The 19,406-nt window shown below is 64.2% G+C and carries 23 protein-coding genes; 20 read left to right on the top strand and 3 right to left on the bottom strand.

Annotated features, from left to right (window positions below; all coding sequences use genetic code 11):
- Nucleotides 1-11: 11 nt before the first annotated feature.
- Nucleotides 12-290 (top strand): hypothetical protein, encoded by a 279-nt coding sequence (locus HQ354_RS22450; protein WP_068430175.1) that lies wholly within the window; start codon nt 12-14, stop codon nt 288-290.
- A 52-nt stretch (nt 291-342) separates the two neighbouring features.
- Here HQ354_RS22450 and HQ354_RS22445 read toward each other — a convergent pair whose 3' ends face one another.
- Nucleotides 343-912 carry a DUF4352 domain-containing protein gene (locus HQ354_RS22445; RefSeq protein WP_222635629.1) on the bottom strand — a complete coding sequence of 190 codons (570 nt, stop codon included), beginning with the start codon at nt 910-912 and terminating at the stop codon, nt 343-345.
- Nucleotides 913-1,070: 158 nt separating this feature from the next.
- Here HQ354_RS22445 and HQ354_RS22440 point away from each other — a divergent pair, with 158 nt between their 5' ends.
- Both HQ354_RS22440 and HQ354_RS22435 read left to right on the top strand, forming a co-directional pair.
- Nucleotides 1,071-2,273 (top strand): sensor histidine kinase, encoded by a 1,203-nt coding sequence (locus tag HQ354_RS22440; protein ID WP_222635628.1) that lies wholly within the window; start codon nt 1,071-1,073, stop codon nt 2,271-2,273.
- A gap of 36 nt (nt 2,274-2,309) precedes the next feature.
- Nucleotides 2,310-2,963, top strand: coding sequence for a response regulator transcription factor (locus tag HQ354_RS22435; protein ID WP_068430169.1), 654 nt, complete (start codon nt 2,310-2,312; stop codon nt 2,961-2,963).
- Between the two features lie 8 nt (nt 2,964-2,971).
- Here HQ354_RS22435 and HQ354_RS22430 read toward each other — a convergent pair whose 3' ends face one another.
- Nucleotides 2,972-3,388: an EVE domain-containing protein gene (locus HQ354_RS22430; RefSeq protein WP_254303613.1), complete on the bottom strand. Its 417-nt coding sequence runs from the start codon at nt 3,386-3,388 to the stop codon at nt 2,972-2,974.
- A gap of 32 nt (nt 3,389-3,420) precedes the next feature.
- On the opposite strand from HQ354_RS22430, the gene HQ354_RS22425 reads away from it, so the two are divergent.
- The 16 genes from HQ354_RS22425 to HQ354_RS22350 all read left to right on the top strand — a co-directional run bounded on the left by HQ354_RS22425 (nt 3,421) and on the right by HQ354_RS22350 (nt 16,915).
- Complete coding sequence (locus HQ354_RS22425) at nt 3,421-4,047, top strand: hypothetical protein (protein ID WP_222635627.1); 627 nt, start codon at nt 3,421-3,423, stop codon at nt 4,045-4,047.
- Between the two features lie 92 nt (nt 4,048-4,139).
- Nucleotides 4,140-4,394, top strand: coding sequence for a BatC protein (locus tag HQ354_RS22420; protein ID WP_068430160.1), 255 nt, complete (start codon nt 4,140-4,142; stop codon nt 4,392-4,394).
- Nucleotides 4,395-4,399: 5 nt separating this feature from the next.
- A complete protein-coding gene (locus tag HQ354_RS22415) occupies nt 4,400-5,650 on the top strand; it encodes a JmjC domain-containing protein (protein WP_222635650.1) in 1,251 nt (416 codons plus the stop codon).
- A complete protein-coding gene (locus HQ354_RS22410) occupies nt 5,647-6,519 on the top strand; it encodes a sucrase ferredoxin (protein WP_068430158.1) in 873 nt (290 codons plus the stop codon). Before HQ354_RS22415 ends, HQ354_RS22410 begins: the two co-directional genes overlap by 4 nt.
- Before the next feature lie 22 nt (nt 6,520-6,541).
- The gene (locus tag HQ354_RS22405) at nt 6,542-7,654 is read left to right on the top strand and encodes a YbfB/YjiJ family MFS transporter (RefSeq protein WP_222635626.1); all 1,113 of its coding nucleotides are present in this window, start codon (nt 6,542-6,544) and stop codon (nt 7,652-7,654) included.
- 141 nt (nt 7,655-7,795) lie between these two features.
- Nucleotides 7,796-8,785, top strand: coding sequence for a tripartite tricarboxylate transporter substrate binding protein (locus HQ354_RS22400; RefSeq protein WP_261769022.1), 990 nt, complete (start codon nt 7,796-7,798; stop codon nt 8,783-8,785).
- On the top strand, nt 8,782-9,291 hold the full coding sequence (locus HQ354_RS22395; protein WP_222635625.1) for a tripartite tricarboxylate transporter TctB family protein: 510 nt from the start codon (nt 8,782-8,784) through the stop codon (nt 9,289-9,291). Before HQ354_RS22400 ends, HQ354_RS22395 begins: the two co-directional genes overlap by 4 nt.
- A complete protein-coding gene (locus HQ354_RS22390; protein WP_222635624.1) occupies nt 9,288-10,793 on the top strand; it encodes a tripartite tricarboxylate transporter permease in 1,506 nt (501 codons plus the stop codon). Before HQ354_RS22395 ends, HQ354_RS22390 begins: the two co-directional genes overlap by 4 nt.
- Nucleotides 10,786-11,694: a sugar kinase gene (locus HQ354_RS22385; protein WP_222635623.1), complete on the top strand. Its 909-nt coding sequence runs from the start codon at nt 10,786-10,788 to the stop codon at nt 11,692-11,694. The genes HQ354_RS22390 and HQ354_RS22385 overlap by 8 nt, the downstream gene beginning before the upstream one ends.
- Nucleotides 11,695-11,726: 32 nt before the next feature.
- Entirely contained in the window at nt 11,727-12,470 is a 744-nt protein-coding gene (locus HQ354_RS22380) for an IclR family transcriptional regulator (RefSeq protein ID WP_222635622.1), read from the top strand.
- On the top strand, nt 12,458-13,069 hold the full coding sequence (locus HQ354_RS22375; protein ID WP_222635621.1) for a bifunctional 4-hydroxy-2-oxoglutarate aldolase/2-dehydro-3-deoxy-phosphogluconate aldolase: 612 nt from the start codon (nt 12,458-12,460) through the stop codon (nt 13,067-13,069). Before HQ354_RS22380 ends, HQ354_RS22375 begins: the two co-directional genes overlap by 13 nt.
- A 13-nt stretch (nt 13,070-13,082) precedes the next feature.
- Nucleotides 13,083-14,135 (top strand): L-glyceraldehyde 3-phosphate reductase, encoded by a 1,053-nt coding sequence (gene mgrA, locus HQ354_RS22370; protein WP_222635620.1) that lies wholly within the window; start codon nt 13,083-13,085, stop codon nt 14,133-14,135.
- The gene (locus HQ354_RS22365) at nt 14,132-14,599 is read left to right on the top strand and encodes a heme-degrading domain-containing protein (protein ID WP_222635619.1); all 468 of its coding nucleotides are present in this window, start codon (nt 14,132-14,134) and stop codon (nt 14,597-14,599) included. The genes mgrA and HQ354_RS22365 overlap by 4 nt, the downstream gene beginning before the upstream one ends.
- A gap of 85 nt (nt 14,600-14,684) precedes the next feature.
- On the top strand, nt 14,685-15,098 hold the full coding sequence (locus HQ354_RS22360; protein WP_114330839.1) for a CoA-binding protein: 414 nt from the start codon (nt 14,685-14,687) through the stop codon (nt 15,096-15,098).
- A 39-nt stretch (nt 15,099-15,137) separates the two neighbouring features.
- Nucleotides 15,138-15,821 carry a tellurium resistance protein gene (locus tag HQ354_RS22355; RefSeq protein WP_222635618.1) on the top strand — a complete coding sequence of 228 codons (684 nt, stop codon included), beginning with the start codon at nt 15,138-15,140 and terminating at the stop codon, nt 15,819-15,821.
- Between the two features lie 98 nt (nt 15,822-15,919).
- Nucleotides 15,920-16,915, top strand: coding sequence for an MBL fold metallo-hydrolase (locus HQ354_RS22350; protein ID WP_068430151.1), 996 nt, complete (start codon nt 15,920-15,922; stop codon nt 16,913-16,915).
- Here the strand turns inward: HQ354_RS22350 and HQ354_RS22345 are convergent.
- Entirely contained in the window at nt 16,873-17,955 is a 1,083-nt protein-coding gene (locus HQ354_RS22345) for a DNA polymerase IV (RefSeq protein ID WP_068430549.1), read from the bottom strand. The two genes, HQ354_RS22350 and HQ354_RS22345, sit on opposite strands and share 43 nt — an antisense overlap.
- Before the next feature lie 265 nt (nt 17,956-18,220).
- Between HQ354_RS22345 and HQ354_RS22340 the strand changes: the two genes are divergently transcribed.
- On the top strand, nt 18,221-19,288 hold the full coding sequence (locus HQ354_RS22340; protein ID WP_167674336.1) for an endonuclease domain-containing protein: 1,068 nt from the start codon (nt 18,221-18,223) through the stop codon (nt 19,286-19,288).
- Nucleotides 19,289-19,406 lie beyond the last annotated feature (118 nt).

Here is a 19,406-nt window from a genome sequence, read left to right as displayed (position 1 = left end):
AGGGCACTGACATGACCTCACCAGATTCGAAGCCCAGCGCGATCGCGCGATTGTTCGACATCCGTTCCGTCATCGGCGCGCTTCTCGGCATCTACGGAATTCTGCTGACGCTGGCGGGCCTGTTCCCGTCGGTGTTCGGCAACGAGACCCATTCCTCGCCGTCGAACAACGTGGTCGACATGAGCGTCGGAACGAGCGCCAACCTGTGGGTCGGGCTCGTCATGCTCGCTCTCGCGCTGACATTCGGTGGATGGGCACTCGCGCGGCCTGCGGTCGTCGGGGACAAATAACACCCGTGCGCGGGAATGTATACCCCTCTATACATTCCCGCGCACGTGAGGCTTACAGCCCGATGGTCACACCACCCGACAGCAACGAGTCGTGCAGTTCGATCTGTGTCGGAACGGTCCCGACAGGGACGTCGAAGACGATCGTCGCCTCGATCGAGTTGCCCGGGTTGATCTGCTCGAACGCGATCCCCTGATCGAGCACGATGGTCGCCATGTCGGCGACGGAGTACTGACGCCCCTGGCCGTCGAGCAGCTTCTGCGCCGACGTCGTGAAACTCTGCGCCTGATCACCGATGTTGCGGACCGACATCGTCACGAGCACGTACTCGCCCTGCGCGGTCTCGGTCAGAAATTCCTGTCCGACGCTGGGTACTCCGGGCTGAGCGCCGGTGACGACGAACTCGAATTTGCCGTCGCGCACCGGGGTTCCGAGGCCGACGACCGGTTCCGTCGCCTCGGGGGCCGAGGCCCCGGGGCTCGACGGACTGGTGTCTCCTGATCCGCTGTTGACCGCCGTGACCACGATGACGAGCACGATCAGCGCGAGAATTCCGGTCAGGATCTTGTGCCGGAAGAACCAGTTGCGCTTCGGTTCGGTGGCGACGGGCTGCGGTGTGGTCATGATGTAATCCCTTCGTTCGTGAGCGATGGGACAAGAACACCGCAGCGGGTTTGGTCACCACTTCGGCAGAACGGACGAACCGTCTCATCCTTTCGGTCGGGGTTCGAACCGAACGACCGGTGCGTTCGTGTCGGCGGGCGACCGTATCGTTTCCGGTCATGAGCACGAGCACTCCCAGCAGGTGGCGTCGCCGCGTATGGACGACGGCAGCCGTGAGCCTGAGCGTGACCTGCTCGATGTTCACGGTCATGTTCGCCTCGACCGCCGAGAACGTCCCGCCGGTGAACTACTTCGTCGGCTTCCTGCTGAACCTGGTTGCCGCAGTCGCCCTGGTGTGGCGGCACGACAAGCCGTTCGTCGTACTGGGTCTCGCCGTTGCCGGCCCGCTGTTCTTCGAGACCGATGCGACCGCCGCTCTCATCGCGTTGTACGCCGTCGCACGATTCGCGACGGGTCGCAGACTGGCGCTGTCCGCGGGCGTCGTGCTCGTCGCCTGTGGCGTCTCCCTGACTTACGACGCGTACCGTCGGCGTGACTATTCGGTGCTGACGGTCGGCACCCAGACAGTCGAGGACGGGCCTGTCCCCGACTGGAACGTCCCCGTGTGGATCGCGTGGGTGGTCGCCGCCGTTCTGGTCGCAGCGGTCACGGGTCTTGCTGTTCTACGCCGCACTCAATCGGATCTCGATGCTGCCGTTCACACTCGCGACCGGTATGCCAAGCAATCCGACGCGCTGCGTGAGGAAGCAATTCTCGTCGCCGAACGCACTCGAATCGCGCGCGACATGCACGACACGTTGGCGGCCGGCCTCAGTCGAATCTCGTTGTTCGCGGGCGGATTGCAAGTCAACAGCACCGAAGGACCCGAGAAAGTCGCCAACACCGCGTCGTTGATCAGGCAGACCGCCCACGACGCGCTCGACGACCTGAGGCGCATCATCGGCGTGCTCCGCGGCACAGGCGACTACGCGGGCGGACGGCGAAGCATCGAAGGGGTGTCGGATCTCGTGCACAGCGTCCGCGACGCCGGCACCCATGTCACCTACTCGCTCGACCTGTCGCCCGGAGACCTGGGAGCGTCCACCAGTCAGGTGGCCTATCGCGTCGCGCAGGAGTCGCTGACCAACGCCCAGAAGCATGCACAGGGCGCACCGATTCATGTTGGCGTGCGCGGCAACAGCGACGTCGGACTCCGCATCGTAGTCCGTAATCACCTCACCGGTGCACCGGCGTTCGCGCACGGATCGGGCACCGGTCTGACGGGGTTGAGCGAGCAGGTTCGTCAGATCGGCGGCACCTTCGAAGCACAAGTCGTCCCCGGCGAATTCGTCGTCCAGGCCTGGCTTCCCTGGCACACGTGAACTTCTGTCGGTGGCGCGTCGTAAGCTTCGCGCACCATGACAGCACCGGGTATCATCACAGTTCTCGTCGTCGACGACGATCGGTTCGTGCGCGCAGGAGTTCGTGACATCTTCGCTGCCACGGGCGACATCGAGGTGACTGCCGACGTCGACGACGGTGACCGAGTCATGCAGGCCGTGAGTACATTCCGTCCGCACGTGGTGCTGATGGATCTGAAGATGAAGCGCGTCGGCGGACTGGAGGCCACCCGTCGGCTCATGACGCTGCAGAACCCGCCTGCCGTCATCGCGATGACGGCACTGGACGTCGACGACGTCGTCGTGCAGGCGGTCGCGGCAGGCGCGCACAGCTTCGTCAGCAAGGACGAAGCGCCCGAAACCTTTCATCTCGCTGTACGCGGGGTCGCCACGGGCAACACGGTCTTCAGCAAGGACTCGCTGAGACGAATCGTGGCGTCACAGGCCCCGGCGCCGCAGGCGGTACCTACCGCACTGAACTCGCTCACCGAGCGTGAGCGAGAAGTGCTGTGCATCATGGCTTCCGGTGCCACCACGTCGGCCATCTCGAAGAAGTTGTTCCTCAGCGAGACGACGGTGAAGACACACATCAACGGCATCTTCACCAAGTTGGGTGTCTCCAACCGGGTGGAGGCAGCACTCGATGCTTTCCGCGCCGGATGGGTGACGTGAGCAGCCCGTCAAATCGGCAGCAGCGATTCCAGAAGTGCGAACTGTTCCCGGTCCACCCACGACGGGTTGGATTGCTGCGGTGAGCGAAACACCTCGAGACCGTCGAGACCAGGAACGTTCCTGATCGTCGATGCGAGAACGGGCTCGGCGAAGAGTTCGATGTCGGTGGCAATCTTCCACCGAGGCCCGGGAACCGCGCTGCCGGTCACGACGCCCGCGCCCCAGAATCCGCGTCGAGGATGTGCACTCACCCAGAACAGCACTCGCTGACCGGCACTCATCAGCCGCGTCCGATAGTTCGAGGCGACACACCAGTTCTCGTGGGCTCTGCCGGCGGCGACCATCGGCCCGAGGTCCGTCGTGTTCGGGTTGCACTTGATCACCCAGGCGCCCAATGACTCGGGCGTCACCGTTCGTGTCGTCACCGTTGCCAGCGTAGGACGCTACCGTGGGCAGCATGATCTGGTACGTCTCCTACGGCTCGAACCTGCTGGCAGAGCGGTTTCGGACCTATCTGACCGGGTCAGCCGCCGACGGCGAGTTCGGCTTCCATCCTCCTGCTCCCTCACCGACGCCGCCCGCGGACGACCGCTGGCTGTGGATCGACCACGCCCTGTATTTCGCCGGGGTGTCTCAGCGGTGGACGGGTTCGGCCGCATTCGTGTCCACCGAGCGCGGCGACGTGCGGTCTGTTGCCCACGGATACCTCGTCGAGCACGACCAGTTCGCGCACTTACTCGCCGTCGAGAACGTCGTCGACGACATCGACGTGGTCGAGCCCACCGAGGTCGAGGTCGGAACCGTCGGACTTCTCGACATCGACCGGCGCGGCCAGGCTTTTCGAGGTAAATACGACGCCGTCCTCCGCCTTCCCGACATCGACGGCATCCCGGCGGTGACCGTCACCAGTTCGACGGTCCGTGAACGCGGAACACCCGCCGACCGCTACGTGCAGACGATCGGACGAGGGGTCGCCGCGTCCCCGTTCGATGTCGATCCCGACACCTATGTCGCCGACGCGATCGCCCGGTCGTCGACGATCACCCTTCCCGAGAAACCGGACGAAAGCCGTCTTCCCAGGTGATCGAGTTTGAAAGTGCGATCGACCGTCAATCCTCGGTCGGAGCGCGGCAGGCCCGCGCCTGAAAAGAAGGTACGTCGACCGAAAGGCATCCGATGAGCATCAACGACGACGACATCACCACGAGCGGCTCGGGCGGCGAAGGACCTGCCGACGGCGGCTCGAACCCGAACGGCCACGACGGCGGCGCCGACGGCACGGCAGGACCCGGCGAAGGCCCCGCTGACGGCGGCTCGAACCCCAGCGGCCACGACGGCGGCGCCGACGGCACGGCAGGACCCGGCGAAGGCCCCGCTGACGGCGGCTCGAACCCCAGCGGCCACGACGGCGGTGCGGACGGCACGGCTTGAGCCACATAACTGACGACCAGCGCGGATCGGGCAACCGGTCCGCGCTGGGCCGTCTGATCTCCGTCCACGAACGAGTTTTCGCCGACGACTACTGGGGCCGACAGCCCCTTCTGTCGCGCGCCTCCGAGCTTCCCGGATCGTTCGACGACCTGATGACGCCTGCGGCGGTCGACGAGCTCGTCTCGCATCGCGGTGTCCGCACCCCGTTCGCGCGCATGGCCAAGGACGGGTCGCTGCTGGACAAGTCGCAGTTCACGTCGTCCGGCGGATTCGGCGCCGAGATGACCGATCAACTGGACTCTGCCGCCATCCTGTCCGCGTTCGCCGACGGGCACACACTGGTCCTGCAGGGTTTGCACCGCCTGTGGCCGCCGCTGATCGACTTCGTCCGCGATCTGGTCGACGACGTCGGGCACCCGACGCAGGTCAACTCGTACATCACGCCTGCGTCGTCGAAGGGATTCTCTCCGCATTACGACGTGCACGACGTCTTCGTGCTGCAGATCAGCGGCGAGAAGCGCTGGATCCTGCACCCTCCCGTGTACCCGCATCCACTGTCGAATCAGCCGTGGTCGGACCGTACGTCGGCGGTGGAGGAGCGTGCACGCGACACTCCCGCGATGGACACCGTGCTTCGGCCCGGGGACGTCCTGTACCTCCCTCGTGGTTGGATTCACTCCGCGGAAGCATTGGGCGACACGACGATTCACTTGACCATCGGGGTTGCGTCACTCAATCGATACGACGTCGCGCACCAGTTGTTCGGCGCGCTCCAGGACGAGGCCGCTCTGCGTGCGCCACTCCCCGCAGGCATCGATCCGACCGACACCGACGCCGTGCTCCCCCATGTGGATCGAGTCATCGACGACGTCGCACACGTGCTGCAGCAGCTCAGGACCGACGAGTCTGCGCGTCGGCGCATCGCCGAACGACTCGGCCGGCGCTTCTCCGACATCACACGACCCGAGCCGGTGAATCCGCTGCGCACCGTCGACTTCATGAACGACCTGCGCGCGGAGAGCGTCGTGGTGTGGAGGCAGGGACTCGACCCGTCGATCACGCAGGGCGGCGGCAAGATTCACCTTGGACTTCGCGGTAAGACCGTGTCCCTTCCCGATGAATGCGCCGACGCGATATACCAGCTGCGGTCTCGAAAGCCCTGCCGCGTAGGCGAACTCGTCGGCCTCGACTTCGGCAGCGCGATCGTCGTCGCCCGACGCCTCCTTCGGGAAGGCGTACTGGTACCGGCGTCGTGACGTGCAGTGAGGCCGCGCGGTCGCGTGGGGATTCGCTGGCGGGAACCGCGTCCGCGGGTCGGCGCTGGTTTTTGCTCGAAATCGACGGCGCGTGGGGACATTCGGCGTTCGTGAATTCCGACCGTGTTCTCGCACCCGCGCTCGGTTTCGAAATCGCGCGGCACGTGGAGGCCGCCGGTATGCGCAGCCTGGCGATTCGACGCCCTGGCCGTCACCGCGGTGAGGGTCGGTGGCGCTGGGCCGTCGTCGATGCCCGCGTCGGCACGGAAAGCATTCGCTGGGGTGAGGTCGAGCGTCCCGAGGACGTTCTGGAACTCGACGTCGACGATCCTGCCGGGACGCTGTCGACCGACCCCATCGTCGCGGTATGCACTCACGGCCGTCACGACCAATGCTGCGCGGTGCGCGGGCGCCGAGTTCTGCCTGCACTCATGACCGCGCACAGCGAGATCACCTGGGAATGCTCACACCTCGGCGGCGACCGGTTCGCCGGCACGATGGTGGTCTTTCCCGAAGGCTTGTATTACGGGAACGTCGACGACGCGGATGCGGAGCAGATCGTCGGTCTACACGGCGAGGGAATGGTGGATCCCCGCTTTTTCCGCGGACGCTGCTCGCTGTCGGCCGTCGTACAGGCGGCGCAACACCACGCACGAGTTGCGCTGTCCGACAACCGAATCGACACCCTTCATCCGGTTTCCGAACGACAGGACGGGTCGTCGTGGACCGTCGTTCTCGATCACTACGGCCGGCATGTCGAAGTGCGGCTCGAGCAGGGGCTGTCCGACCCCATCACCACGACGTGCAGAGCCACGCAGGCAGGCCCGGTTCGTAGGTTCGACGTCATCTCCATGTCACCGGTTGGGTAGCGTGCGCCGAGTGGATCAATCGATGACTGGCCGACGCGTCTCGCTCTCCGCCGCCTCAGGACTCGCGGCCGCCATGGGCGTCGGCAGGTTCGTGTTCACACCGATTCTGCCGATCATGGTCGACTCGGCCGGCGTCAGCCCGAGCAGCGGCGCGGTCATCGCCACCGCGAACTACGCGGGCTACCTCCTGGGCGCAGTCGTGCTGTCGATTCGGCCGGGCGTCAACACCACCGCGGCGTTCAGAGCGTGGGCAGTCGTGCTCGTCGTCAGCGAGCTCGCCATGGCTGCCGTGGACAGCACCGCATTGTTCTCGTTCCTCCGCTTGCTCGCCGGTATGGCCAGTGCGGCAATTTTTCTCGGATGCGCCAGCACCGTCGCACATCATGCCAAGGCGTCGCCCGGTGTGACGTTCGGCGGGGTCGGCACCGGCATCGCGGCGTCGGGAATTCTCACACTCGTTGCAGCGCCGCACCTTTCGTGGCAAGGACTGTGGCTCTGCTCGGCATTGTTGACGGCGATTCTGATTGCGCCCGCGCTCGCCCTCCGCATCCACGCCGAATCCCGTTCGGGCGGTGGCGAAAACCCGTTGTCGACGCGTGATCGCACCATCTGGCGGGTCCTGCTGGCCACGTACTTCCTCGAAGGCCTCGGTTACATCATCGTCGGCACATTCCTCGTTGCAGCGGTCGGCGGTCACGGAAATTCGTCGGTCGGCCCTGCCGTCTGGATCGTGGTCGGCCTGGCCGCGGTGCCCGCAACCGTCCTGTGGCACGCCGTCGCTCGTCGCATCACGACGAAACGCGCACTGGTGGCTGCATTCTCGTTGCAGACGATCTCCGCGCTGCTCCCAGCGCTGACCTCGAACTCCGCCGTCGCCGTCGTCTCGGCCGTCCTGTTCGGCGGCACGTTCATGGGCATCACGCTGCTGACTCTCACGACCGCCGCCCGCCTGCCCATCGGCCGCACGGCCGCCGCCCTGACCACGGTCTACGGTGTCGGCCAAGTCCTCGGGCCGCTGGTGGTCGCACGGGCAATCGGTGACTCGTACACCGTCGCGTTCATCGTCGCCGCGGTCGTTCTCGCTCTCGGCACGATCGGCGCCGCTGCGGTCGCACGACTGCAGACGGCGGCGTAAGCCACCAGAACACTCGCGATCGGAAGGCGATCCGCGTCACAGTAAAGAATTTCTATGTTCCGAGTCACACATGCGTTACTGTATGTGCACAGAGGGCAACGGTGTTGCATATAGTGCAACACATTCACTCGGAGGCAGATTTTGATAACTACGATCACCCGCCCAATCCGGCTCATCGCCGGTAGTGGCGCGGCAGCAGCGATCCTGATTGGAACCTTCACCGGCTGTGCCGATCGATCGGGCGGAGGATCGTCGGACGACGACTTCCCCAGCGGGAACATCACCCTGTTGACACCGACCGCGGCCGGTGGGGCGACCGATCTGACTGCACGCACACTCGGCAAGCAGATGGAGGCGGACCTCGGCGTCAGTGTCATTGTCGAGAACCGCCCTGGCGGTGCAGGATCCATCGGAATGCAGTACCTGGCCGACCAGGACGCGAACGGATATACCATCGGCGTTCTGCCGGTCGAAGTCAGCCTTCTAGGGCATCAGGGGTACTCGATCGACCCAGCCGCATACGACTTTCTGGGACAGGTCAACTCTCAGCCCGGCACGATTGCGGTACCGGCTAACAGTCCATTCCAGACACTCGACGATCTTCTTGCAGCAGCGAAGGCCGAGCCAGGCTCGGTCACGGTATCCAACGCAGGCCCCGGATCGATCTGGGAGGCAGGCGCATTGGAATTGGGACGAGTCGCCGACGTCCAGTTCACCGGAGTGCCGTTCGACGGCGGCGCCCCCGCGGTCACGGCCGCGGTCGGCTCGCAGGTCGATGCCGTCGTCGCAGGAATCGGCGAGACCGCGCCCGCACACGCCGACGGCCGTCTCCGTGTGCTCGCCGTCTTCACCGAAGAGCCCGCGCCTGGGCTTCCCGGAGTTCCGACCGCACAGGAACAGGGTCTCGACGTCGTGATCGGCAGTTGGGCGGTCATCGCCGCGCCCACGGGGCTTCCCGACTCGGTGGCGACACGCCTCGAGGAAGCCGTCGAATCCGCCTCAGCTACCGACGAATACATCGACCTGATCGAGTCGGGCGGAAACCTGCCGCTGTACCGCTCAGCAGACGAGACCACCACGTTCGTCGGTACCGAGTCCGATCGATTCGAACAGTTGGCGGCGCAGGAATGACGACCCAGGAGATTCCCGCGAACGCCGTCGGCGTGCCCGACCACGTGCGATCCGACGTTGGACGCCCCAACAAGCGAGTTTACGAAGCCTCGCTTGGTGTCGCTGTCATCGCGGTCGGAGCAGCGGTCTACTTCGCGACGGACGGGATCGACGTCGCGCGGGAGGGCCAGTCCTTCGGCCCACGCTGGTGGCCGACGGCCCTTGCGGTCACGATGGTCGTCATCGGACTGATACTGATCGTCCAAGCGATACTGAGCCGGGTCACATCCGACGAACCGCCCGTCACGATGTCCGGCGGTGTCGCTCTGACTGCGACGCTGAGCCTGATTGTGGTGTACGGATTTGCTTGGCAATACTTCGACTTCAGAGTCGTCACCGTAGTCCTTCTCGCCGGCCTCGTCGCCATCTCCGGAGGACGAGGACTCAAAGCTCTGATCGTGTTCCCACTGGTCACAACCTTCATCCTGTGGGCTGTTTTCGGCCTGCTACTGCAGGTTCCGCTGTGAACGCGGTTGCCGAGGGACTGAGTGCCCTCCTCGATCCGAGCATCGGTCTGTGTCTGCTCGTCGGTGTCCTCCTCGGCACCCTCGTCGGTGCCGTTCCTGGCATCACGGCAGCCATGGCCGTCGCGCTCGCGGCAGGTTTCACGCTGACGCTGGAGCCCCTTCAGGGATTGGCCGTTCTCCTGTCCATCTATGTCGCAGCGCAATTCGGTGATCGCGTTCCCTCCATTCTGATCAATACACCCGGCACACCCGCGTCGATCGCGACCACCTTCGACGGCTTCCCGATGGCCAAGCAGGGCCGCGCCGGTGTCGCGCTCACCAGTTCGGCTCTCGTCTCCGCTGTCGGGTCCGTCGTCGGGATTTGCATTTTGATCTTCGCCGCACAGCCGATCGCAGGCGTTGCGTTGCAATTCGGGCCGGCCGAGATGTTCGCGCTCGTCGTGTTCGGAATGACAATGATGATCGGCGTTTCCGGCGGCCGCGTCGTGAAGGGATTGTTCGCCGGCGTCCTCGGATTGTTGCTCGGTACCATCGGGCGCGACCCGATCACGGGCGACGGACGGTTCACCTTCGGCCTGAACGAACTGAGCTCAGGTGTACCGTTCATCGCTGCGATCGTCGGTCTGTTTGGCATCGCCGAAGTGTTCAATCAGATGATCTGCCGCCATCCGAACCTGATCCCGGCGCCGATCACGCAACTTGGAAAGTGGTGGCCCAACAAGGCGGAACGCCGCGAGCTCGTCAAGCCGGCGCTGATCGGTTCGGGTGTCGGTGCGGTGGTCGGAGTAGTTCCCGCAGCGGGCGGTGACATCGCCGGGATCGTGTCGTGGGACCAAACGCGTCGCGCGTCGAAGACACCGGAGAAGTTCGGAAAGGGTTCACTCGAAGGACTTGCCGCGGCCGATACCGCAAGCACGGCAACCATGGGCGGGTCACTCACGACCACGCTCGCCCTTGGCGTCCCCGGTGACGCTGTGATGGCCGTGATGATCGGCTCGATGGTCATCTGGGGCCTACAGCCCGGACCTGCGCTCTTCGTCGATTCGCCCGATCTCGTCTACAGCCTCGCTGGAATAATGTTGCTCGCAACGTTCGTCGCTCTCGCTCTCGCATTGGTTCGAATGCGTGGAGTGATCAAGCTACTCGATCTACCCCAGCAATACCTGTGGGCGGTCATCATCACGTTCTGTATGGTCGGCACCTACGCCGTGCAGAACAGCGCATTCGACGTCGGTTTGATGCTCGTATTCGGACTACTCGGATTAGCATTGCGACGCAACGGCTTTCCCGCAGGGCCGCTCGTCCTCGGGCTGATACTGGGCCCGCTCGCCGAGAGCAACATTCGACGCGCGTTCCTGATCGACGGTGCAGCAAGCATCTACAGCAGCGCAATCGCAGTCGGGCTTCTCGTACTCAGCGCGCTCGCGGTCCTCGGGCCGTACATTCGCGCCGGGCTGAGGAAGGGACTACGACGTGGTAGCAAGGAGAGCGTCGATGCCTGACATTCTGTGCATCGGCGAGACCATGACGCTCGTCACCCCTGTCGACGCGGCTCCACTGGCCTCCGCCGACCTGTTCGGTCTGCATATGGGCGGTGCAGAATCGACTGTCGCGCTGTACCTGGTCGAACAGGGACACAGCGTTGCGTGGGTGAGTCAAGTGGGCAACGACCCTCTCGGACAACGAATCGTCGATGAGATTGCGTCACACGGCGTCGATACGTCGTTTGTCACGATGCTCGACGACGCCCCCACCGGCGTTTATTTCAAGGATCCCGACGACGGCATCACGACTGTGCACTACTACCGCCGAGATTCCGCCGCGTCACGCATGTCGCCCGCTACTCTCGACCGCTTGCCTCTGCGCGAGGTGTCCATCGTGCATGTTTCGGGAATCAACGCAGGTTTGTCGAATTCGTGCGCAGCAATGATGGATTCACTGTTCGACCTCTGTGCCGGGTCGCCGACTTCGATCTCGTTCGATGTCAACTATCGCCCAGGCGTATGGGGAGTCGACGAAGCCTCCCCTGTTCTACTCGAGCTGGCTCGACGGGCGGACATCGTGTTCGTCGGCAGGGACGAAGCCGCCGAACTCTGGGGCACGACCGACGCTGAATCGGTCGCGACTTTGATCAGAAGTCCTGAACGCGCGGCCACACTCGTGGTCAAGGACAGTGACGTCGGTGCCACGGAGTTCACGGAGTCGGGCGCGGTGTTCGTTCCTGCACACGCCGTCGAGGTGGTCGAGGTCGTCGGCGCCGGTGATGCGTTCGCTGCTGGATATTTGTCGGGGTTAGTGAACGGCAAGGCCGCATACGGCCGGTTGTCCATGGGGCATGATCTCGCGGCCAGGGCATTGTCGAGTACCAGTGATTTTGTCCCTGCCGAAGGCCTCGATGCCTGACCGAGCACGTCCTATCGTCGAAGGAGCAGAAAATGTCGCAGAGCGTGGAACGCGCGGTCGAGATCCTGGAATTCGTGGCGGTCCAGCCGCGAACTCAGAGCGAAGTCGCCGCCCACCTCGATGTCCACCGCTCCACCGCTCTGCGTCTGTTGCAGACCCTCACGGACTACGGACTGACCCGTAGGCGCGGGGACGGCAAGTACAGCGTCGGGTATCGACTTGCAGGGCTCGCCAACGCGGCACGTGAGCAGTTCGACTTCGCGAACGTGGCGCGTCCGTACCTCGTGTCACTGGGTGAACAGTGTTCCCACACCATTCATCTCGCAGCGTTGGAGGGCCGGCGCATTGTCTATGTCGACAAGATCGAACAACCCGGAATGATCAAACTGTTCTCGCAAATCGGCGCCCCGGTATGCCTGCACACGGCAGGCGTCAGCAAGGCCATTCTCGCTTTCCAGCCGCGAGACATCGTCGACTCCGTCATGGAAGCAGCCGATTTCGAGAAGCACACGTCGACGACCATCACTTCCCGCAGCCAGTTCGACGCAGAACTGGCTGTCGTCTCGGAACGAGGCTGGTCCGTCGACGATGCCGAATACGAGGACTACGTCAACTGTGTCGCGATGCCGGTGCGCGACGCGAGCGATCGCGTCGTCGCCGCGGTATCCGTCACAGCACTGAAGGGGCGTGCAGACCTCGCGGCCCTCGAACACTTGCTGCCCGATCTGCGAGCAGTAACCGACAACGTATCGAAGGAGCTCGGATGGAGACCATGAATTCCTGGTTCGACCAGGCATTCTCCCCGGCGTCGGTCATGGCCATTCTGCGCGGATTCTCGCCCGCGCGGACCGTCGAACTCGCCCAACGCGGTTGGGACGCCGGGATCGCCTGTATCGAAGTGCCCATCCAGTCCCCTGCCGCCGTCGCAGCGTTGGTGGCGGTCGCCGAGGCCGCCGAGAAACGGGGCATGATGGTAGGAGCAGGTACCGTGATATCCACGGAACTCGTTGCCACGGCACGAGACTCGGGTGCATCTTTCACCGTCGCGCCCGGCTTCGACCCTGTCGTCGCGGAAGCGAGCACGGCCGCCGGAATGCCGCATCTACCCGGCGTCGCCACCGGTTCCGATCTGCAGAGCGCCGCAGCGCTCGGACTGGGATGGGTCAAGGCGTTTCCGGCGTCGGTGCTCGGTACCGAATGGTTTGCGGCGATGAAAGGACCGTTCCCGACGATGAAGTTCGTCGCCACGGGCGGAATGAACGCGCGCAACGCTTCCGATTACCTGAGGGCAGGCGCCGACGTCGTGGCCGTCGGGTCGGCGCTCGAAGACGAGACCCAGATCGGCCTTCTGACAAATCTTTTCGTAACTCGATAGGAGCTCTTACCGAATGCCTTCCCTGATCGACGACGCCTACACCCCGGCGCCGAACCGTTACGACAGCATGGACTATCGGCCCGTCGGAAACTCTGGGTTGCTGCTGCCCGCAGTCGCGCTCGGAATGTGGCACAACTTCGGTGACGACACCCCGATCCAGAAGCAGCGCGACATCATCCGTGCCGCATTCGATCTCGGTATCACGCACTTCGACCTGGCCAACGGATACGGCCCCCCGATGGGGTCCGCAGAGAAGAACGTGGGCCGAATACTGGCCGAGGACTTCGCAAATCTGCGCGAGGAGATCGTCGTCTCGACCAAAGCCGGATACAATTTCTTTCCAGGACCCTACGGACGCGGCGGCGCTTCGAAGTATCTGCTCGGTAGCCTCGAGCACTCGCTCTCGAGCCTCCGACTCGACTACGTCGACATCTTCTACAGTCACCGTTACGATCCCGACACTCCACTGGAGGAGACTGCACGCGCACTCGACACCGCCGTTCGCTCGGGTAAGGCGCGCTACGCCGGAATTTCGTCGTACTCCGCCGCGCGCACTGTCGAAATGGCTGGAATCATGCGAGATCTGGGCACGCCGCTTGCCATTCACCAGCCGTCCTATTCGCTGCTGAATCGCTGGGTCGAAGACGGCGAACCCTCCCTTCTCGAGGTGCTGAGGAGCGAAGGCGTTGGTTGCATCGCATTCTCGACACTCGCACAGGGATTGTTGACCACCAAATATCTGAACGGCATCCCTGACGGTTCTCGGGCGACACAGGGCAAGACCCTGCGCAACGGCATGCTGTCGGACAAGAACCTGCAGAACGTGGCTGCACTGAACGAGATTGCCGAACGGCGCGGACAACCGTTGGCGCAGATGGCACTCGCATGGGTGCTGCGACGCCCGGAGGTCTCGTCCGTTCTTGTCGGCGCATCGCGCCCGAGCCAGTTGGCGGACAGCGTGCTCGCCCTTCGAAGCCCGGAGTTCACGCCTGACGAGTTGACCGAGATCGATCAGTTCGCCATTGACGGCAACCTGAACATCTGGCTGGCTTCCTCTACCGCATGACGACGCCAGGACTCGAGGCAGTGACCGCCGACGAACAGGCGGTCCGCTTCGACAAATTCGACTACGACGACGCATGGAGACTCGGTTGCCAGATGCGAGACATCGCTGCGTCCCGAAACCTCCCGCTCGTCATCGGGGTCACGCACGGTCAGCAACGTGCATTCCACGCTGCACTGCCCGGTGCTTATCCAGAAAACGATCAGTGGCTGTCCCGCAAACTGGGGGCCGCCAGAAGGTACGGGCGAAGCTCGATGGGCGTGCTCGAATTCTTCCTTGCAACCGGACGTGACTTCGACACCCAGTCGCGCCTCCCCGCCGAACGGTTCGCGGCCGCGGGGGGAGTTGTGCCGGTACAGGTGACGGGAGTCGGAATCGTCGGCTACGTCGGAGTCTCCGGGCTTCCGCACCGGGAAGACCACGCATTTGTCATGGAGCAGCTCAAGAGCTTCTCGGTGAGTACCTGACAACGGTGGCCGGTGCACGTACGCCGACAAGTCGTGCACCGGCGACCGACGGGCCTATGTCCGTGCCGAGGTGTAACTTGCGGTCATGACTACCTCGTGGCAAGACCCGAAAGCAGTCGACCTCATGCTCGACGACCTCGAGACGTGGGCAGTGGTCGGTCTGTCCGGCGATCCGAGCAAGACCGCGTACTCCATTGCCGAATTGTTGCAGCAACGTGGCAAACGAATCGTTCCGATTCACCCCGACGCACCGACCGTGCTCGGCGAACAGGGCTTCGCGACGCTGGCCGACGTCCCCTTCCCGATCGATGTCGTCGACGTGTTCCGACGATCCGAGGCGGCAGGCCAGTTCGCCGACGAGGCGGTAGCGGTGGGCGCCAGGGGCGTGTGGTTTCAGCTCGGCGTCGTCGACGAGGCAGCGTTCGAACGCACGACCGCCGCTGGGGTTGCGATGGTCATGGACACCTGCCCGGCCATCGAATGGCGGCGCAGACCGTAGCCTGAACCACACGAAACGGACATCTCCGAAAGGTTTCCCATGGCGATCGACAACACCCGCAGACCGTCCGATTCCGGTGCGTCCGGCGTCAACCTCGGCAAGGTCACGCTGTCCAAGGCTGCGCCCACGGTCAGCCTGGCCAAGAAGGGCGAGTCCCAGGGCACCATGCGCGTGAACCTGAACTGGTCGAGCGGGGCGCCAGCGCAGCCGAAGAAGCAGGGCTTCTTCGCCAAGCTCGCCGCGGCCGCGAGCGCACCGAGCGCAGTCGATCTCGACCTGGGCTGTCTGTACGAGCTGGCCGACGGATCGAAAGGCGTCGTTCAGGCCCTCGGCAACAGCTTCGGCTCGGTCCAGGGTCACCCGTTCATCGCTCTCGACGGCGACGACCGATCCGGCAACGTCGCGGGTGGCGAGAACATGCACGTCAACCTGGCGAACCCCGCCCTCTTCAAACGAATATTGATCTTCGCGATGATCTACGAGGGCGCGCCCAACTGGGCTGCCGTCGACGGTGTCGTCACGTTGTTCCCCACCAGCGGACCGCAGGTCGAAGTGCGACTGGATTCAGCCAGCAATGCCGCCCGCATCTGCGCAATCGCACTTCTGCAGAACTCGGGCCAGGGTTTCACCGTCACCCGCGAGGTCAAGTACATCGACGGCGGCCAGGCCGAGCTCGACAAGGCATACGGCTGGGGAATGCGCTGGACGGCGGGGCGTAAATAGAGGTCCGACCACACCCGGTTGCGTGATCGCATTCACCGACGGTCACTATGGAGGTACAGAGGATCGGTTACGTGAACTAAGCAACAGGGTGGGTGCACATGAGCGACGCGGCAGCAATCGGAGACGGCATCTACCGCATTCCGGTGCCCATCACCGACAACCCCCTCGGCCACACACTCGTCTACGCGATGGAGTCACCGAACGGCTTGATCCTCGTCGACGCCGGATGGGACGACGACAACGCCTGGCACGGCCTTACTTCGGGCCTCGAGGCCATCGGACACTCGGTGACCGACGTGGAAGGCGTCGTCCTGACGCATTTCCACCCCGACCACATCGGGCTGTGCGGCCGGGTGCGCGAGGCGTCGGGCGCGTGGATCGCGATGCACGAGGCGGACCATGCCCAGTTCAAGGGCATGGTCGAACCACGCGACAACGACTGGCTCGAGGCCGAGAAGCAGAACATGATCGCGGCGGGCGCGTCGACGGCTGACCTCGCCGCGTGGCAGAACGTCGCACCCGAGCCGCCGACGGGTCCCGAATCCGCGCCCGATCGAGTACTGGTGGACGGCGAAGCGATCGCACTCGCCGGCCGTGAGCTGCGTGCCGTCTACACCCCCGGCCATACCCCGGGACATGTCTGTTTTCACCTTCCCGCGTCCGATGTCATGTTCACCGGCGATCATGTTCTGCAGAAGACCACCCCACACGTCGGGAACTTCGTGTACCCACTCGAGGAACGCGACGCGTTGGCCGAATTCATGGACTCGCTACGACGGGTGCAGACGATGAACATCACTCGCGGCCTCGGCGCTCACGGACTTGCGATCGACGATGTCGCCGGTCGTGCAGGCGAATTGATCGAACATCACGAGGAACGACTCGACCATCTGTACGACGCGTTCGGCGACGATCGAATCTCCGTCTGGCAGGTCGCCGAACGGATGCAGTGGTACAAGCCGTGGGCCGACATCTCACCGATGGGCAAGGTGATGGCGCTGTCCGAGGCGGCCGCACACCTGCGACACCTGGTGGCGCGCAACCTCGTTCGTCAGGTGCCGGAGACATCGCCTTCGTTGTTCGCGAGGGTCTGATCGACCGGGGTCATCTCCAGTCGGACACCCATCAGGCGCACTTGTCGAGTGTGATCGAAGCGGTCGACGAGGGCGGCGGCGGCGGCGGAGATAACCGCCGGGTCGAACGTCGGTTCTCTCAATGCGGCTGTGGTGGTGTGAGTTTCGAACGGCACGTATCGGACTTTCAGCGTGACACGTACGGCCATGCGGTCGGCTGCCATGATGTCCTCGCGTACTCGCAGAGCCAGCGTCCGCACCTCCTCGGTGACGGCTGACCAGTCGTCGAGATCCTGCTGAAACGTCGTCTCGCGACTGTGCGACCGCGGAATCCACGGTTCCGCGGACACCGGTGACAGGTCGACGCCCCGGCCTTTGGTGCCGATCCACGGCCCCGTCTTCGGACCGAAGGCCGCAGCGAGCACACCGTCGTCGGCCGCTGCCAGCTCCGCGACCGTCGTGATGCCGAGTGTCGCGAGTTTTTTCGCGGTTTTCTTACCTATCCCCCAGAGCGCGTCCGTGCCGCGTTCCCCCATGACTTCGAACCAGTTGTCCTGCGTCAGGGTGTAGATGCCTTGCGGTTTCCCGAAGTCCGTGGCGATCTTCGCCCGGAGCTTGTTGTCGCCGATGCCTACCGAGCAGTGCAGAGCCGCCGCCTCGAAGACCTCATCGTGTACTCGTCGTGCGAACGCGATCGGATCATCGGTCTCGACGCCGAGAAACGCCTCGTCCCAACCCATCACCTCGACGACCACGCCCAGCCCTCGCAGCGTCTCCATCACCACGTTCGACGCGGCCGTGTACGCCTCACCGTCGACCGGAAGAAAAATTGCGTCCGGCAACTTCTTCGCAGCCACACGTAGCGGCATCCCGGAGCCGACGCCGAACGCACGGGCCTCGTACGACGCCGTCGACACCACGCCGCGTTCCGTCGGATCTCCTCTGCCGCCTACGACGACCGGTTTACCCGCGAGCTCCGGATTGCGTAATACCTCGACCGCGGCTATGAACTGATCCAGATCGACATGCAGCACCCACCGTCGGCGCGGGGTGGCGGTCATGAGGACATTCTGCGTCATCGGGGCGATCAGTTCGAGCGAACCGGGGCGCCGGATGTCCGACGTCCGATCATCCAGTCGAATGAATTCCTCCGGCCCCTACGTCGGATCAGGCAGTTCGAAACGACGTCGTCGAAGATCGCCGCGTGCAGCACTGCGGGGGTCATGCCAAGATGTCCGGGATGTTCGAATTCGGTTCGCTCAACCCCAACGTGGTGGTGCTATGTCCCGTCAGTCCGACAACGGGGACAGCACGACGAGGATTCATATGAAACATCACGACGAGATGCCGTGGTACACCCAGCATTCGCACAATAGGGTGGTCCAATTCCTGGGTGTCGACGCCGCGACATTCACTTCGCAGCTCGACCCGCTGCCTGCCGACGCACCCGCGATCGTTCAGCTTCCGATCGACGAGGCGCAGCCACAGAACCGGCTCGTGAAGTCGATACTCGACCTCCTGGAAAGCGCAGCGCGTCAACTATTCCCTGTGTGGCTGCCGGGCGCCGAGGACTTCGACGGCCCCAACCGTCTCGACGTGCTGGCTGCACGACGTCTTGCGAACGACCTGTCCGAGTCGGCCGGTCACTTCGGCCCGTACGTTGCAGCGCTGGCCGAATCCGCATTGCGCGATCACGTGATCACGCGGACGTTCATTGCCGAAACCAGGGCAGAGGGTGTTCGGCGGTTGCTCGCGTCGGCGTACGAGCGCGACGCGGTCGCTCTGATCCTCGACGTCGATCCACGCGTGCTCGAAGCAGCGCCGAACCAATTCGTCGGCGCGTGCGAATGGCTCGCGCATCACGGAGGGTTCGCCGTCTGGGTAGTCGGTGCGCCGAATCCCGTATCCGACCGCGTCCGCAGCGTCGCCGTTCCGCTGGACAAGGTGCGCCTGCACACCAGGACGGACGCCGAGGACACCGGACCCGTCCGAATTCCTGCACTGGCCGGTCGACCGCATCCTGGCAGCGCGGCCGAGAAGAAGCTCGAACGCGCTCTTGCGCTCTGCGTCTGGGCCACCGGCCGAGAGTGGAATCAACCCTTTCAACCGTCCAGCCTCCACGAACGCATCGTCGTCGACTTGCGTTGGCCCGCCGAGAAATGTGTCGTCGAAGTCGATGGTCCGGAGCACCGCCACGCCGCCAAATTCGCGCGGGACCATCAGCGGGACGTCGTTCTTCAACTTCACGGCTACTCCGTGCTGCGGTTCACCAACGAACAAGTGCTGGACGACGTCATCGCTGTAGTCTCCGCAATCGAGAGCTTCATCGAGAAGAGGCGGCGAGCGATGCTCCCGCGTAGTGCACATATCGAAGGGAAACCCAGTGGCCAGTGACGAATTGACCGGCACAGAGCGATTGATCCTGCTCGTGTTGATGGCCCAAGCCGAGGAAACGTCGAACACGCGGCTGAAGGAACTGGGTCCCGAACTCAAGAAGGACCACAGGGACAGA

Source organism: Rhodococcus sp. BP-261 (genome assembly GCF_019835205.1).
GTDB lineage: Bacteria > Actinomycetota > Actinomycetes > Mycobacteriales > Mycobacteriaceae > Rhodococcoides > Rhodococcoides kyotonensis_B.
Note: the sequence above shows the minus strand (reverse complement) of the source record. Positions and strands in the feature narration are given on the sequence as shown.